At 63.0% G+C, this 14071-nt stretch carries 17 protein-coding genes; 4 read left to right on the top strand and 13 right to left on the bottom strand.

What is annotated here, in order from left to right; translation table 11 throughout:
* Positions 1-73: 73 nt before the first annotated feature.
* From BN1135_RS03500 to BN1135_RS03465, 8 genes are all read right to left on the bottom strand, one after another.
* Entirely contained in the window at positions 74-682 is a 609-nt protein-coding gene (locus BN1135_RS03500) for an HvfX family Cu-binding RiPP maturation protein (protein ID WP_042018898.1), read from the bottom strand.
* Positions 679-1473, bottom strand: coding sequence for an HvfC/BufC family peptide modification chaperone (locus BN1135_RS03495; protein WP_042018897.1), 795 nt, complete (start codon positions 1471-1473; stop codon positions 679-681). The genes BN1135_RS03500 and BN1135_RS03495 overlap by 4 nt, the downstream gene beginning before the upstream one ends.
* On the bottom strand, positions 1466-2323 hold the full coding sequence (locus BN1135_RS03490; RefSeq protein WP_042018896.1) for an MbnB/TglH/ChrH family RiPP precursor modification enzyme: 858 nt from the start codon (positions 2321-2323) through the stop codon (positions 1466-1468). Before BN1135_RS03490 ends, BN1135_RS03495 begins: the two co-directional genes overlap by 8 nt.
* Positions 2311-2640: a hypothetical protein gene (locus BN1135_RS03485; protein ID WP_042018895.1), complete on the bottom strand. Its 330-nt coding sequence runs from the start codon at positions 2638-2640 to the stop codon at positions 2311-2313. Before BN1135_RS03485 ends, BN1135_RS03490 begins: the two co-directional genes overlap by 13 nt.
* Positions 2633-3592: an MBL fold metallo-hydrolase gene (locus tag BN1135_RS03480; protein WP_042018894.1), complete on the bottom strand. Its 960-nt coding sequence runs from the start codon at positions 3590-3592 to the stop codon at positions 2633-2635. Before BN1135_RS03480 ends, BN1135_RS03485 begins: the two co-directional genes overlap by 8 nt.
* Before the next feature lie 128 nt (positions 3593-3720).
* Positions 3721-3831: a cytochrome bd-I oxidase subunit CydX gene (gene cydX / locus BN1135_RS03475; RefSeq protein WP_005337572.1), complete on the bottom strand. Its 111-nt coding sequence runs from the start codon at positions 3829-3831 to the stop codon at positions 3721-3723.
* 16 nt (positions 3832-3847) lie between these two features.
* Entirely contained in the window at positions 3848-4987 is a 1140-nt protein-coding gene (gene cydB / locus BN1135_RS03470) for a cytochrome d ubiquinol oxidase subunit II (RefSeq protein WP_042018893.1), read from the bottom strand.
* The gene (locus BN1135_RS03465) at positions 4987-6558 is read right to left on the bottom strand and encodes a cytochrome ubiquinol oxidase subunit I (protein ID WP_042018891.1); all 1572 of its coding nucleotides are present in this window, start codon (positions 6556-6558) and stop codon (positions 4987-4989) included. Before BN1135_RS03465 ends, cydB begins: the two co-directional genes overlap by 1 nt.
* A 122-nt stretch (positions 6559-6680) precedes the next feature.
* Between BN1135_RS03465 and BN1135_RS03460 the strand changes: the two genes are divergently transcribed.
* Positions 6681-8096, top strand: coding sequence for an aminotransferase-like domain-containing protein (locus BN1135_RS03460; protein ID WP_042018890.1), 1416 nt, complete (start codon positions 6681-6683; stop codon positions 8094-8096).
* Between the two features lie 93 nt (positions 8097-8189).
* Here BN1135_RS03460 and BN1135_RS03455 read toward each other — a convergent pair whose 3' ends face one another.
* Both BN1135_RS03455 and BN1135_RS03450 read right to left on the bottom strand, forming a co-directional pair.
* The gene (locus tag BN1135_RS03455; protein WP_042018888.1) at positions 8190-8648 is read right to left on the bottom strand and encodes a GNAT family N-acetyltransferase; all 459 of its coding nucleotides are present in this window, start codon (positions 8646-8648) and stop codon (positions 8190-8192) included.
* Positions 8649-8802: 154 nt separating this feature from the next.
* Entirely contained in the window at positions 8803-9441 is a 639-nt protein-coding gene (locus tag BN1135_RS03450; RefSeq protein ID WP_042018887.1) for a tellurite resistance TerB family protein, read from the bottom strand.
* A 148-nt stretch (positions 9442-9589) separates the two neighbouring features.
* On the opposite strand from BN1135_RS03450, the gene BN1135_RS03445 reads away from it, so the two are divergent.
* Together BN1135_RS03445 and rsmS are read left to right on the top strand one after the other, a co-directional pair.
* Positions 9590-10057: an acyl-CoA thioesterase gene (locus BN1135_RS03445; RefSeq protein WP_042018886.1), complete on the top strand. Its 468-nt coding sequence runs from the start codon at positions 9590-9592 to the stop codon at positions 10055-10057.
* 109 nt (positions 10058-10166) lie between these two features.
* The gene (gene rsmS / locus BN1135_RS21305) at positions 10167-10322 is read left to right on the top strand and encodes a pleiotropic regulatory protein RsmS (RefSeq protein ID WP_071287594.1); all 156 of its coding nucleotides are present in this window, start codon (positions 10167-10169) and stop codon (positions 10320-10322) included.
* A gap of 69 nt (positions 10323-10391) precedes the next feature.
* On the opposite strand, the gene BN1135_RS03440 is transcribed toward rsmS, so the two are convergent.
* The gene (locus BN1135_RS03440) at positions 10392-11234 is read right to left on the bottom strand and encodes a LysR family transcriptional regulator (protein ID WP_042018884.1); all 843 of its coding nucleotides are present in this window, start codon (positions 11232-11234) and stop codon (positions 10392-10394) included.
* Positions 11235-11408: 174 nt separating this feature from the next.
* Here BN1135_RS03440 and BN1135_RS03435 point away from each other — a divergent pair, with 174 nt between their 5' ends.
* Positions 11409-12650 (top strand): cyanate transporter, encoded by a 1242-nt coding sequence (locus BN1135_RS03435; RefSeq protein WP_042018883.1) that lies wholly within the window; start codon positions 11409-11411, stop codon positions 12648-12650.
* 68 nt (positions 12651-12718) lie between these two features.
* On the opposite strand, the gene rluF is transcribed toward BN1135_RS03435, so the two are convergent.
* The gene (gene rluF, locus BN1135_RS03430) at positions 12719-13753 is read right to left on the bottom strand and encodes a 23S rRNA pseudouridine(2604) synthase RluF (RefSeq protein WP_042018882.1); all 1035 of its coding nucleotides are present in this window, start codon (positions 13751-13753) and stop codon (positions 12719-12721) included.
* Entirely contained in the window at positions 13743-13865 is a 123-nt protein-coding gene (locus tag BN1135_RS22545; RefSeq protein WP_263053669.1) for a hypothetical protein, read from the bottom strand. Before BN1135_RS22545 ends, rluF begins: the two co-directional genes overlap by 11 nt.
* Positions 13866-14071: the final 206 nt, after the last annotated feature.

Here is a 14071-nt window from a genome sequence, read left to right as displayed (position 1 = left end):
CTCCCTTCATCACATAAAAACGAGCGGCTTATGCCGCTCGTCTCTTTTCACGCGCTGTTATTGTTGTTGGTTGTTATGCCGTGCGAGAAACCACTTCCCCCTTGTTCACCGCCCGCTTGAGCCAGTAGTCGAGGCTGACGTAGCGACCCCCGCCGTAAACCAGCAGCACCAGCAACATCACGAAGTAGGTGGCGGCAAACTCCATCCCGTTGTTGAGCATCACGGGGTCCCCCAGCTCGGTGATGTAGTTGTAGCGACCGGGGAAGTTGGCCGCCAGCCACTCGATAAAGCCGTTGAGGCGCACTGTGGCCTCCATGCTGCCGGTGGCGATGGCGTCCCAGCCGTGCTTCCAGTGCACCATGGCGCTCGCCACGCTCATCAGGAAGATGGTGGGAATGGCCATGATACGGGTAAAGAGGCCAAGGGCGATGCAGATGCAGCCCAGCACCTCGGTGCCCGCCGCCAGAAAGGCGAGCAGGGTCGGGAACGGCAGGTTGAGCCCCCCTTCCGAGACCGGGGCACCAAACCAGGCGACCGTGCCGGCAAAGCCCATCACCTTGGAGTGGGCCCCCACATAGATGACCGGAATGAGATAGAGGCGAATGGCCAGCAGGGCCAGAAAATCGAGCCGCTTGCACTGGGCCACCGCCCGCTCGTACCACTGGATCAGGGTGTTGTTCATGGGAATTCTCCTTGGTGTTTGCTAAATGGGGGCAAGGGGATGCCGGGCTGGCGCTCGCCAACGGGCAGGGTAAGCAGACCCAACCGGTGAAAATGGCGAGCCCACTCGATCAGATCAAAGTCGCTGCGAACCTGTTGCACCTGTTGCTGGAATGCGGCTTGGGTGATCCCAGGCTGCTGTTGCAGCAGCTGGATCAGCGCCACATCCCATTCGCGCAGCCGCTGGGTCACCACCTGATGAGCCGGGTTGCGAAACAGGCCATAGAAGTGGCTACCCTGTCGGGTCGGCAGCACGCCGCTGCGACGAATGACAAAGGGGAGTTCAAGCAGTTGCAGGGTGGGATTGAGCACAAACGAACTCTCCGCCGTTACCTCCTCCCCCGGCAACACTTGCGGCACCACCCCTTCATCAATCTCGACACAGAGGCAGGCCCACTCGTACTCCAGCAGCGCCAGCCGCTGCCTGGGCCAGTTGAGAGAGCCTTCACTGTGGCGATGCTGCACATAGCGGACAAACTCGGTGGCGATATGGTGAAACTCGGGGGCCTCAGCGCCGTGCTGGATAACAAAGCCCTCCACCAGCTGCCACCTGTCCACCGGTGCCCAGTGAGCGTGGGTGAGCGGAAAAGCGCTCTCCAGCACCGACTCCACATTGGCACGCACGCTGCGGGCATAGTGACTGGCGATGCCATCCTGCGGCAGCCGCACCCGGCTCGCCAGCCAGGCTGTCTGCTGCTGCATCCGCTGCGGGGCCGTTTTGGGCGATGTGATCAGAGATAACCGTTTATCCATAGCGCACCTCCCGCAGCTGACTGTCGAGCGCCTCGCAACAGGCGCCATGCACCCACGCCAGCTCGGCTTCCAGCTCAGGCAACGACGGCAGATGGTGATCCCGCTCCAGCAACAAGGGGCGCAGGCCGTGGGTCTGCACCGTATAACGGGCCAGCGCCACCACCTCCTCGCACACCGGTTTGCCATGGGTATCCAGCAGGGTGCCATCCGCCTCTTCCAGATGGCCGGCGATATGGAAATAGCGGATCGCATTGCTCGGCAACCCGGCGATCATCCGCTTGGGGCAGTAACCGTGGTTGCGGCTGTTCACAAAAACGTTGTTGATATCGAGCAGCAGCTCGCAACCGCTGCGCGCCATCAGCTCGGCAAGAAAACCCTCCTCCGGCATCTCGTGGTCATAGCCGTGGTAGTAGGAGATATTTTCCAGCACCAGCGGGCGGGCCAGCGCCTCCTGCACCTGCTCGATCCGCGCGGCCAGATAGGGGATGTTCTCCCACTGGCGCGGCACCGGTAAGAGCTCGTAGAGATAACCCTTGTCATCACGGGAAAAGCTCAGGTGCTCGCTGTAAATCTCGATGCCGAACTCGTCCAGAAAGGTGCGGTTCTGGCCAAGCAGGGTGCGATTAAGGGGCTGGCAATCGCCGAGGGAGAGGCTGAGCCCGTGGGCCACCAGCGGATAACGCTCGGCCAGCTGATGCAACTGCGCCCGCTTGGCGCCGCCGATGGCCATCCAGTTTTCCGGTGCCAGCTCGAGAAAGTCGATGCCGGAGCGGATGGGGCCGCTGCAGAGCACATCCAGATGCTCTTGGCGCAGCCCAATCCCCCGACTGCGGGAGCTTATTGGCCGCATACCCCCTCCGTCATCTTGCTGCCCTTACTGGATGTGTCGCCATCAATCCCCTGCTCCGCCACGCCGCACTTACCGTCACGGGCGCGCACCAATCGACCTTGCGGGTCGCTCTCTAAAGCCTGCTTCTCAAAGCGCTTCTCGGTGCCGCACTTGCCCGCCGCACACTTGCCGCCGTGCTGTTCGCTGGTGGCGGCTTTCACCGGCGCATCGCTCGGGGTGGCCGCCAGCGCCAGCCCCGGGGTCAGGGCAATCAGGCTGGTCATGGCGATGGAGAGGGTCAGTTTGCCGGTGGTTTTGTTGCTGCTTGAGTTACTCATGAGCGGACTCCTTGACGGATGAAACGGGGTAGCTGGAGAGATCCCGGGCGGCCACAATCTGGCCGTGGAACTGTTGCTTGACGATGGCCATCGCCTCTTTCTTGTGATTGAGGCCAACCCCCATCCAGTGGCTCAGCACCAGCAGCGTGGGGTTCACCTCGGCGGCAATCTTGGCCACCACTGATGGCTTGGCGTGGAGCGAGGCGGAGACCGGATCAGCCGCTTCGTGGATGGCGAGCGGCATCACCAGAATGTCGGCCCCCTTGGCAAACGGCGCAAAGGCCGGGTTGCTGCCGTTCTGATCCGCCGAGATGACGATGGTCCCCTCGGCGCTCTCGATGCGATAGGCCAGACAGGGCACGTCACCGTGGGGGATGCCGAGGGCGGTGATGGTCAGCCCATCCTGCTGATAGACAGTGTGGGGCTGCGGGGTCTGATAGGGCACATCGTGCAAGTTGATGGGAAAGAGGCCATCGGTGCCATCCTTGAAACCGCTCAGGTAGGCATAGGCCCCCTTCTCCTTGTTGAAGAGGGCATCAAAGTAGCCGCTCATGCTGGGGAAGGCCGAACCCGCCTCGGGCCCCGCCAGATCCAGCGGATCGCTGCGCTCGAAGAAGTAGGCCCCCTTGAGCAGGGCGGGCAAGTCGGTCACATGGTCGGTGTGAAAGTGGCTGATGCCGATAAAATCGACCTCTTCGAGCTTGGCCCCTGCCTGGCCGAAGCGCAGGTAGACGCCGCCACCGGCATCGATCAGGATGCGGGATTTCCCCTTCCACCAGATCACCTCGCTGGAGGAGGCGCGCAGATCGTCGGAGATGGGGCCACCACTGCCGAGCACCTGCAGGGTGAAGGTTTTATCCAGTGGCGTCAGTTGTACCGGTTCGGCACAGGCCGGGGCGACGGTGAGCGCGCACCCGATGGCCAGCGCCACCGCTTTCAATCTCTGTTTCATCACAATTACCTGTCGGTTGGTTGTCGGTTGAAAGTGTGTCGTTTGTATCGTTTACAGGGGGAGAGGGGCCGGTGGTTGCGTTGGTGCGCCAGCCACTGGCCGTAGGGAGGGGCGCGAGCCCCCCGCTGTCAGTTGCCGTCCCGTTCGTCCGCCTGCCAGCGCGCTTCCAGCCAGAGCAGGTTGCACAGGCCCAGCAGCAGGGCGAAGCCGAGGCCCAAAATCCAGGTGAAGTACCACATAGCGTCCTCCTTATGGTCAGTAGAGTTGATGGCTGTCGCGCTTGATGCGGGCACGGTCGAGCTTGCCGCGCACCACCCGGTAGACCCAGCCGGTGTAGCCAAGGTTGACGGGGAGCAGCACCAGTACGATGCCGAACATGATGGCCAACGTCTTGTAGCTGGAGGTGCTGTCCCACAGGGTCAGGCTGCTGACCGCATCAAGGGATGAGGGCAGCACGAAGGGGAACAGGGCGATGGCCACCGAGCAGAGCATGGTGGCGCAGGCCAGGCCGCTGGCCAGCAGCGCAATCCGGCCCCGCTCCAGCCAGGCGGCAATTCCGCTCACCAGCGGCGCCAGCGCCCCGATGACCGGCACCAGCCACAGCAGCGGATAATCCAGATAGTTCTGCAGCCAGCCATTACTCTGGGGGATCACCCCTTTCATCAAGGGAGTGATCGCTGCATTGGGGTCAAAGGGCTGCGTGCCCAGACCGCTCAGCTGATAGCCCGGCAGCTCCACCAGATGCCAACCGGCCAACAGGTAACAGAGGGTCACCAGCGGGGCTAACAAGATGGCCAGCCCCCGTGAGCGCAAGGCGGGGGTGCCGGTCACCTTGGCCTGTAAAAAGCTGGCACCATGGAGCAGCAACAGAGATATCGCGGTGGCGAGCACCGAGAGCAGCCAGCCCCAGTGGAAATTGAACGCCCCGTAGTGCAACCGTAGCCCCTCGTCGAAGCGAAACGGCAGCCCCTCCATCACCAGACCGATGGCGGCGCCGAAGATCAGGGTTGGCACCAGACCACCGGCCACCAATGCGCGATCCCACCAGCGACGCCACACCGGATCGGCCAGCTTGCTGCGATAGTCAAAGCCGACCGGGCGCAGAAAGAGCCCAAGCAACAACACCACCATGGGGATATAAAGCGCCGAAAAGGCGGCGGCATAGACCAGCGGCCAGGCGGCGAACAGGGCACCGGCACCGGCGATCAGCCACACCTGATTACCCTCCCACACCGGCCCCACGCTGTTGATCACCAGTCGCCGATCTGCATCGTCTTTCGACACCACCGGCAACAGCATGGCGATACCGAGATCGAAGCCATCCATCACGATAAAGGCGACCATCATGAAGAGCACCAGCCCCCACCAGATGAGTTTCAGGGTTGCGTAATCCATCAGGCGATCCTCGCAAGTTCGGGTTGTTCACCAGCGTAACGGCCGGTATGGAGAATGGCGGGCCCCTTGCGGATCACATGGCGCAACAGGAACAGCTCCACCACCAGCAACAGGGTGTAGATGGAACAGATGGCGATCAGGCTGAACCAGAGTTGGCCCGGCTGGAGCAGGGAGACCGAGGCCGAGACCGGCAGCACGTCGCTAATGGTCCAAGGTTGACGGCCAAGCTCGGCCACCAGCCAGCCCGCCTCGATGGCAATCCAGGGCAGCGGAATGCTCCAGAGCAGGGTCTTGAGCAGGCGCGGTGAGTCTTGCAGCCGGTTGCGGCAGAGCTGGACAAAGCTCACTACCATCAGCCCCAGCATGGTGACGCCAAGCCCCACCATCACCCGAAAGCCCCAGAACAGCGGCGCCACCGGCGGGATGGAGTCATCGACCGCTTTGGCAATCTCTGCCTCACCGGCCTTGGCGATATTGCTGGCATAGGGGGTTAGCAGCATGCCGTAGCCGAGATCCTTGCCATGCTGCTCGAAGCGGGCGCGGTTGGCCGGGGTGTCAGCGCCCTGCCGGATCTGGTCGAGGGCCTCGGCCGCCACCATGCCGCTGCGAATGCGCGCCTCGTTCTGCACCTTGATATCCTTGAGGCCGGTCACCGCCTCGTCGATGGAGCGGGTGGCGATGATCCCCATCAGATACGGGATCTTGATGGCGGCGTGGGTGGTCTGCGCCTGCTGATCCGGGAAGCCGAACAGGGTAAAGGAAGCTGGCGCTGGCTCGGTCTCCCACTCCGCCTCGATGGCAGCGAGCTTGACCTTCTGCACCTCACCGGTGCGATAGCCCGACTCATCCCCCAGCACGATGACCGAGAGGATGGCCGCCAGCCCGAAACCGGAGGCAATGGCGAAGGAGCGCAGGGCAAACTGCACCTCGGTCTTGCGCAGCAGATACCAGCTGCTCACCCCCATCACAAACATGGAGGCCGCCACATAGCCCGCCGCGACGGTGTGAACGAACTTCACCTGCGCCACCGGGTTAAACAGCACGGCGGCGATATCCACCAGCTCCATCCGCTGGGTCAGCAGATTGAACTCGGCCCCCACCGGATTTTGCATCCAGCCGTTGCCGATCAGGATCCACAGTGCCGAAAGGTTGGAGCCGAGCGCCACCAGCATGGTCACCAGCAGGTGCTTGCCGCGGGAGAGCTTGTCCCAGCCGAAGAAGAAGAGCCCCACCAGCGTCGATTCGAGGAAGAAGGCCATCAGCCCCTCGATAGCCAGCGGGGTGCCAAAAATGTCACCGACATATTGGGAGTAATAAGCCCAGTTGGTGCCGAACTGAAACTCCATGGTGATCCCCGTGGTGACCCCCATGACGAAGTTGATACCAAACAGCTTGCCCCAGAAGCGGGTGATGTCCTGATAGATCACCTTGCCGGTCATCACATAGGCCGACTCGGCGATCACCAGGATCCAGGACAACCCCAGCGTGAGGGGGACAAACAGGAAGTGGAACAGAGCCGTGGCGCCAAATTGCAGGCGAGACAGGCTGACCACGTCATCCGGATTGATCATGCGTCACTCTCTTTTGTTGTATTTGCTCTACACGTTTCGTGTCTGACAAGTACACCACGGAGCATGACACCTATAACAGATGCAGTTATATTGAATTACACCTATAACAGTTGATCCAGATCATGTCTCTTTACCAGCAGTTGGCCGACCGCCTGCAAAGCCAGATCGACGATGGTATCTGGCAACCGGGGGAGCGCATCCCCTCCATTCGCCAGAGCTGCAAGACCCACGGGCTCAGCCCCATGACGGTGTTGCAGGCCTATCAACTGCTCGAAAGTCAGGGGCGGATCCTCGCCCGCCCCCAGTCCGGCTACTACGTCAAGGCGGCCTCGTCGAAGATGGTGCAGCACACCCCGAGCCAGACCCACTACAGCGGATCAGTCGATATCAACGATCTGGTGTTCGAAGTGTTGCAGGCGAGCAAGTCGCGGGAGCTGGTGCCCCTTGGCATGTCGGTGGCCGACCCGACCCTGTTCCCCCACCCCCAGCTCGGGCGGGCGCTGGCCAGCTGCATGCGCAAGCTCGATCCCTTCAGCACGGTGGCCGACCTGCCCCCCGGCAACGAAGCGCTGCGCCGCGCCATCGCCCAGCGCTACGCCAGTGACGGGGTGGCGGTCAATCCGCAGGAGATCATCATCACCACCGGCGCCATGGAGGCGCTCTCCCTCAGCCTGCAGGTGCTGACCGAGCCCGGTGACTGGGTGGTGGTAGAGTCCCCCACCTTCTATGGCGCCCTGCAGGCCATCGAGCGGCTGAAGCTCAAGGCGGTGGAGATCCCGGTGATCCCGGGGGTGGGCATCGATCTCGACCTGCTGGCCGACGCCCTCACCCGCATGCCGGTCAAGGCGTGCTGGCTGATGGGCAATGTGCAGCACCCGCTGGGCCACACCATGCCGGATGGCCACAAAGCGCGGCTGATGGCGCTGCTCAACAGCCACGGGGTGCCGCTGGTGGAGGATGACGTCTATGCGGAGGTCTACTTTGGCCGCGAGCGCCCCAAGCCGATCTGGCACTGGGATCAGCGCGGCGACAGCCTGCTCTGCAGCTCGTTCTCCAAGTGTCTGGCGCCGGGCTTTCGGGTCGGCTGGGTGGTGGCGGGGCCCCATGCCGAGCGGGTGCAGCGGCTGCAACTGATGTCCACCCTCTCCACCAATGTGCCGAGCCAGCTGGCACTGGCCGAGATGCTGCGCCAGGGCGGAGTGGATGCCCACTTTCGCCGCCTGCGCCACACCCTGGCCCAGCGCCAGCAGCAGATGCGGGCCGCCCTGCTGCGGTTGTTGCCGGGCGAGGTGCGCATCTCCTCCCCCGATGGCGGCTACTTCCTCTGGCTGGAGTTTCCCGCCCACCTCGACAGCCGCGCCCTGCACGCCCAGGCCCTTGGCAGCGGTTTTTCAGTGGCCCCCGGCGCGCTCTTTTCCAGTCAGGGGCAGCACAACCACTGCCTGCGCCTCAACAGCTCCCATCCCTGGAGCGAACAGCTGGAGCAGGCCCTCACCCGACTGGCCGCGCTGATTGCCGCACAACTCGGTGAAAAGTAACGAGGCAAAGAGCCGCTGGCGAAACGAACAAAGGCCCGTAACGGGCCTTTGTGGTTGGAGAGCGACGCGCCTTGGCTCGCCATCGGATGCCGATCATCTGGCCATGATCTGCGACTGCACCTTGAACCCCAGCGACGCGTAGAGCGCTTTGGCGCGCTGGTTGAAGGCCATCACCTCCAGCCGGATTTGCTGGGCATCGCGGGCCTTGGCCCAACTGTCGCAATGGACGATCAGCGCCTTGCCAATCCCGCGGGAGCGATGCAACTCATCCACCACCACTGAGCCGATACGGCAAATCGGCGCATTGGTGAGAAACGGCACACTGTCATTGATGTCGATCCGCGCCGTCAAAAAGCCCACCACCATGCCATCCTGCTCGGCAACGCAGAACAGACGCTCTTCTGCGCCGATGGCGCCGAGCAAAAATGCCCGCTCCTCTGGTGAGGGGGGGCAGAACAGATCGGGATAGTGTTGATGGTGGATCTCGCCTATCTGCCGGTTTAGCTCGACAATGGCGTCGATATCCAGTTCGGTTGCCTTGCGTATCTCCAATGGTTGCTCCTTGCAAAAATGCTGATAACCCTGCGCCATCTTAGGGGCTGTGCCCCGCAATCCAAATAGGCTCATCCGCATCTTTTGACGAGCAACAGAAACAACAACGCCCCTTGAGCGGGGCGTTATCGGCAATCCATGGCTATGAGCAATATCAGGCGGGGGCGTTGAGCTGCGCCACCTGCCGCTCGATGCTTCCTTTGAGGTTGTCATCGAGCTTGAGGGCGCGTGCCAGCTCGTCGAGATAACCGCGCTCCATAAAGTGATCCACCTCGATGGCGAGCAGGGAGGCGAGATAGACCTCGGTGGCCAGCTCCATGTCGGTCACTTCCCGCGCCAGCGCGTGGGGGTCTAGGGGGCGCGCCAGCTCGGCGTCAATCCAACGGGCCGCATCGCTCTGGCCCTGTTCGGTCAGGTACTCCTGAATTTTCTGGCGCTCGGCGCCATCGATATGGCCGTCGGCCCGGGCCGCAGCCACCATGGCACGCACCAGCAGGGTGGCGCGGGCATCCAGCGCATTGCCTTCCAGCGCGCTGATGGGATGAGTGGGCTGAGCTGGCGCCGCCTGCTGGGCCTGCCAATCCTGATAGAGCTTGTAGGCCAGTCCGCCAAGGGCTGCAGCGCCGCCCACGGCAGCCGCTGTGCCGCCATATTTGCGCATTTTTTTATTGCCCAGCAGCAGACCGAGCGCGCCACCGGCCAGCGCTCCCTGCATCTGCCCCTTGCGCTTGTCGCCCCCGTCGTTGAGCAAGCCTTTGCCTGCCCCCAGCAACTGTTCCAGCATCTGTTTCATGGTGTCACTCCTGCGGGTAAGAAATCTGAAATCGGGATACGTAAAGCAAGATAGTGACCCCGCCCTCCTGAATCGGGGATGAACCCTTGACCGGGCTGCCCGATGGGGCAAAGCTCAGGGAAACTTTTCAGGCAATAAGGATGTGACTGTGCCCAATCGCGAACTGACCCTGCAATTTCTGGCCGAACCCTCTGACGTCAATTTCGGCGGCAAGGTACACGGCGGCATGGTGATGAAGTGGATCGATCAGGCGGGCTATGCCTGCGCCGCTGGCTGGTGTGGCGGCTATGCGGTGACCGTCTATGTGGGGGGGATCCGCTTTTTGCGCCCCATCCAGATTGGCCAGCTGGTGGAGGTGCACGCCCAGGTGATCCACACCGGCACCACCAGCATGCATCTGGCGGTGGATGTCTACAGCCGCCACCCCACCGACACCGAGCGTCACAAGACCACCCACTGCATCATCATCTTTGTGGCGATGGATGAGCAGGGCAAACCGACCCCGGTGCCCCAGTGGCAGCCGATGAGCGAGAGCGATCTGCAGTTGCAGCAGTACGCCAAAAAGCTGATCGCCCTGCGCGAGGAGATCGACAAGGAGATGCGCCAGCACCTCTGATCCGGCACAACCTCCCTCCCCGACACAGCGGGGCGCTTTCGGCCAACGGCGGCGCCCCTGTATACTCCCCGCTTATTCCCGTAACCAGAACCAACCGAGGCCACACCGAATGTCACTGGAAACTGCCCCGCCCGAGGTGAAACTCGCGGTGGATCTGATTGAACTGCTGGAAACCAACGGGCTTGCCCCCGAGCTGGTGCTGGCGGCGCTGGCCATTGTGAAACAGGATTACGAGCGCAAGCTGGCGGAGGGGAAGGATCACTGATCTCTCCCGCACCTTGTCGCTCTTTTTCCTGCTTCTCTTTTAGGCTTCAGCTTTTCCCCGCACCGTAGATTACTGCGGCCCCATCACCTCGTCGCAAAGGGCGATCAGGGCCGAACTCAACCGGGTGAGCGGCTCGCCCCCGCTTACCCCGGCATGCAGCGCCAGCTCCACCGGCGCCACCTTGGGCCACTGGGTCAGGGCCACCTGATCGGCAGGCATCAACCGTTTGGGCAGCAAGCTCACACCAATGCCTGCGCTCACCGCCCCCTGCAAGCTGGCAAGGCTGGCGCTGACATAGGCGATGCGCCAACGCCGCCCAAGGCCATCGAGCGCCTCGGTCATCTGCCGCCGATAGAGCCCTTCGCTTGGGAACACCACCAGCGGTAGCGGCTCCCGCTCCCGGGCGGGCCAGTCGCGACTGTCGACCCACACCAGCGGCTCGCGCCAGCGGGCAAGGGGCGAACCCTGCCCCCGCGTCTGCTTGACCAGCGCCAGATCCAGCTCTCCCGCCTCGAAACGCTGCCAGATCTCGTGGCTCAGGCCGCTTTGCACCTCCAGCCGCACCTCGGGGTAGTCGCGGGCAAAGGCGGCCAGCACCGGGGTAATGGCGCCGGCGGCGAAATCCTCCGGCACCCCGAGGCTGAGCGCCACACTCCCTTCGGTCACCTGCTCCTCGGCCTGTGCCAGCAGCGCCAGAATGCGGCGGGCCAGTCCCAGCAATTTTTCCCCCTCCGCCGTCGCCACCACCTGACGGCCAGCGCGGTCCAGCAGCGGGCAGCCGAGCTGCTGCTCAAGGCGGCGGATCTGCTGGCTGATGGTGGATTGGGTCAGATGGACCCGTTCACCGGCGCGGGTAAAGCTGCCGGTGTCGATAATGGCGACAAAACTGCGCAGTAACAGGGGATCCAGCATGGGGCACTCCATTTATAAAACCACTGGAACTCATTCTATCATTTAATTTCCAAATGACTTTCGACCCCGTTAGGCTGGCGTTTCGCCCCTTTGACGGTGATCTGCCATGTTCTGCCCCGATTGTTCCGCGTCCCGAATGCGCCCTGTTTCTCCCAGAACCGGAAACTGCACCCAATGAATCAACGAAATGCGGATCAACCCGCAGGCCAGACCGCCCTGCTGGTGCTGGTGATCCTGATTGGCCTGAACCTGCGCCCCTTTCTCACCGCCATCGGCCCGCTGGCCCAAGCCATTGACCAGCGTCTGGCGCTGGGGATGGACACCCTCGCCTGGCTTACCCTGCTGCCGTTGTGGCTGATCGGGATTGGCGTGCTGCTCACCCCCAGCCTGCGTCGGCGCGCCAGCCCACGCCAACTGCTGGGGGCGGCCCTGCTGCTGCTCGGCATTGGTAGCGCCATCCGCTTCGATGCCCAAAGCGGCGCCCTGCTGATCGCCAGCGCGGCGCTCTGTGGATTGGGGTCGGCGCTGGTGCAGGGGGTGCTGCCGGCGCTGATCAAACAAGCGTTCGCCCACAAGGTGCCGCTGGTGATGGGGATCTTCTCCGCCTGCATGATGGGGGGCGGAGCGCTGGGGGCCAGCCTCACCCCACGGCTGGCGGCCAGCCTCGACTGGTCGCGGGCACTGGCGATCTGGAGCCTGCCGGTGCTGCTGGCCCTCGTCTGGCTAGGGTGGAAAGTGCGTCTGCCAAGCACCGCGGCGGTAGCGATTCCCGACGGCGAACAGCGGCTGATCACCTTGCCCCGCAGCTGGTTGCTGATCGTCTGCTTTGGCATCATCAACAGCGGCTACGGCATAGTTGTCGCCTGGCTGGCCCCCGCCTATATGGCGCAAGGGTGGAGCGCCGCACAGGCGGGCGAGCTGGTGGCCTGGCTGGCACTGGCGCAAACCGCCAGCGGCCTCGGCCTGCCGCTGCTGGCCGCCCGCAAGATAGACCGACGCCCCTGGATGGGCCTTGCCATCGCCATGCAGCTGGCAGGATTCGCCGGTCTCTGGCTGGCGCCACAGGCGGCCCCCATGCTCTGGTGCATGCTGTGTGGCGCAGGTCTGGGCGGCAGCTTTTCGCTGATCATGGTGATTGCGCTCGATCACCTGCCCGACCCGCGCCGCGCGGGCACCCTGAGCGCCCTGATGCAGGGGTTCGGTTTTATGTTGGCAGCTACCGGCCCCTGGGTGGCAGCGCGGCTTTATCACCATTTCGGCGACTTTGCGGCCGCCTGGCAGTGGCAACTGGGGGGCTTGCTGCTGATGAGCCTGCTGGTGCTGCGCCTGGATCCGCGCGGCTATGCCAAGGTGATGAGGTTGCCCGCGCCTGCGGCCATGGGCAGCAGTACGGCCCAAAGCAACACACCGGCCTGAGGCCGGTGTGTTGGGGATAACCGTGTTGGGGATAACAAGGTGAGGCTGACGCCACTCAGAGGTGCAACTCAGCGCCCCTTCTTCTGCCGTCCGGCGTTCGCGGTGCGCGGCTTGCCTGCCGCCGGTTTGCCACCCTTGTTGGGGGCCCCTTTGCCTGCGGCCGCTTTTCCGGCACCGCCTTTATTGGCAGCCCCTTTACCCGCGCCACCCTTGCCTACCGGGCTCTTATTCTCGAAGGCATCCGGGCCCGGCACATTGGGGCGACCACCGATCTCGTGATCGTCATCGCGGCGGGGCTTCTTGCCGGGTGCCAATTTGCCAGCTTGTCCGGCCGGGGCCTTGGCCACCTTGGGCTTGTCGCCTTTAGCCGGTTTCACCTCGGAGGAGGAGTCCTCAATCAGCTTGAACAGCTCGATCAGCTCGTCGTCGGTGAGATCGCGCCACTCACCCACCGGCACGCCCTTGAGGCTGACGTTCATGATACGAATACGCTCCAGCTTGGTTACCTCAAAGCCGAAGTACTCGCACATGCGGCGGATCTGGCGGTTCAGCCCCTGCACTAGCGTGATGCGAAAGACGAACGGCGCCTCTTTCTTCACCTTGCACTTCTTTGTGACGGCACCGAGGATCGGCACCCCGGCCGCCATGCCGCGCACAAACTCGTCGGTCACCGGCTTGTCGACGGTCACCAGATACTCTTTCTCGTGATCGTTGCCCGCCCGCAGGATCTTGTTGACCAGATCGCCGTGGTTGGTAAGGAAGATCAGACCCTGCGAATCCTTGTCGAGCCGCCCGATGGGGAAGACCCGGGTGCTGTGGTTGACGAAATCGACGATGTTGTCCTTCTCGCCCGCCTCTGTGGTACTGACGATGCCCACCGGCTTGTTGAGCACGATAAACACCAGACTGTCCGCCTCACGGGCCTCGATCACCTGACCATTGACCTTGACCAGATCACCAGCATGCACCTGATCGCCGATCCCGGCCCGCTTGCCGTTGATAAACACCTGACCCTGCTCGATAAAGCGGTCGGCTTCACGGCGCGAGCAGATGCCGCTCTCGCTGATGTACTTGTTCAGACGCATGGATTCATTAGCCAGCATGGGTCACCTGCCACAGGGCCTTGGCCCCATCCTGTTGTCCATTTGCCAGCGTCAGCCACGCTGGGAAGGCTGTCTGCTGGATCAGCCAATTCACTGCATCAAAGTTCTGCATACCATTCCATCTTCAAAAAAGGCCAATGCCAGCCTAACCCGCAAAAAACGCCGCTACAGTAGCATAATTGGCCCCTTTCAGGGGCAGATAGTTGCAGGGCAACGGCTATCGGGCAGGCATCCGGTGATAAGCTCAAGCCGACACAAAGCACACGACACAACCCCGGCGCTGCCAGCCTGACGTTGCTGGCGGGAGCAGATGCCCGA

It is taken from the genome of Aeromonas sobria (assembly GCF_000820145.1).
GTDB classification, from domain to species: domain Bacteria; phylum Pseudomonadota; class Gammaproteobacteria; order Enterobacterales; family Aeromonadaceae; genus Aeromonas; species Aeromonas sobria.
This window is presented reverse-complemented; position numbering and strand designations above follow the sequence as displayed.

What these genes read in the sequence shown, in the direction of transcription:
- BN1135_RS03500 (WP_042018898.1), bottom strand. Translation starts at nt 682, where the DNA reads ATGAACAACACCCTGATCCAGTGGTACGAGCGGGCGGTGGCCCAGTGC.
- BN1135_RS03495 (WP_042018897.1), bottom strand. Translation starts at nt 1,473, where the DNA reads ATGGATAAACGGTTATCTCTGATCACATCGCCCAAAACGGCCCCGCAG.
- BN1135_RS03490 (WP_042018896.1), bottom strand. Translation starts at nt 2,323, where the DNA reads ATGCGGCCAATAAGCTCCCGCAGTCGGGGGATTGGGCTGCGCCAAGAG.
- BN1135_RS03485 (WP_042018895.1), bottom strand. Translation starts at nt 2,640, where the DNA reads ATGAGTAACTCAAGCAGCAACAAAACCACCGGCAAACTGACCCTCTCC.
- BN1135_RS03480 (WP_042018894.1), bottom strand. Translation starts at nt 3,592, where the DNA reads ATGAAACAGAGATTGAAAGCGGTGGCGCTGGCCATCGGGTGCGCGCTC.
- cydX (WP_005337572.1), bottom strand. Translation starts at nt 3,831, where the DNA reads ATGTGGTACTTCACCTGGATTTTGGGCCTCGGCTTCGCCCTGCTGCTG.
- cydB (WP_042018893.1), bottom strand. Translation starts at nt 4,987, where the DNA reads ATGGATTACGCAACCCTGAAACTCATCTGGTGGGGGCTGGTGCTCTTC.
- BN1135_RS03465 (WP_042018891.1), bottom strand. Translation starts at nt 6,558, where the DNA reads ATGATCAATCCGGATGACGTGGTCAGCCTGTCTCGCCTGCAATTTGGC.
- BN1135_RS03460 (WP_042018890.1), top strand. Translation starts at nt 6,681, where the DNA reads ATGTCTCTTTACCAGCAGTTGGCCGACCGCCTGCAAAGCCAGATCGAC.
- BN1135_RS03450 (WP_042018887.1), bottom strand. Translation starts at nt 9,441, where the DNA reads ATGAAACAGATGCTGGAACAGTTGCTGGGGGCAGGCAAAGGCTTGCTC.
- rsmS (WP_071287594.1), top strand. Translation starts at nt 10,167, where the DNA reads ATGTCACTGGAAACTGCCCCGCCCGAGGTGAAACTCGCGGTGGATCTG.
- BN1135_RS03440 (WP_042018884.1), bottom strand. Translation starts at nt 11,234, where the DNA reads ATGCTGGATCCCCTGTTACTGCGCAGTTTTGTCGCCATTATCGACACC.
- BN1135_RS03435 (WP_042018883.1), top strand. Translation starts at nt 11,409, where the DNA reads ATGAATCAACGAAATGCGGATCAACCCGCAGGCCAGACCGCCCTGCTG.
- rluF (WP_042018882.1), bottom strand. Translation starts at nt 13,753, where the DNA reads ATGCTGGCTAATGAATCCATGCGTCTGAACAAGTACATCAGCGAGAGC.
- BN1135_RS22545 (WP_263053669.1), bottom strand. Translation starts at nt 13,865, where the DNA reads ATGCAGAACTTTGATGCAGTGAATTGGCTGATCCAGCAGACAGCCTTC.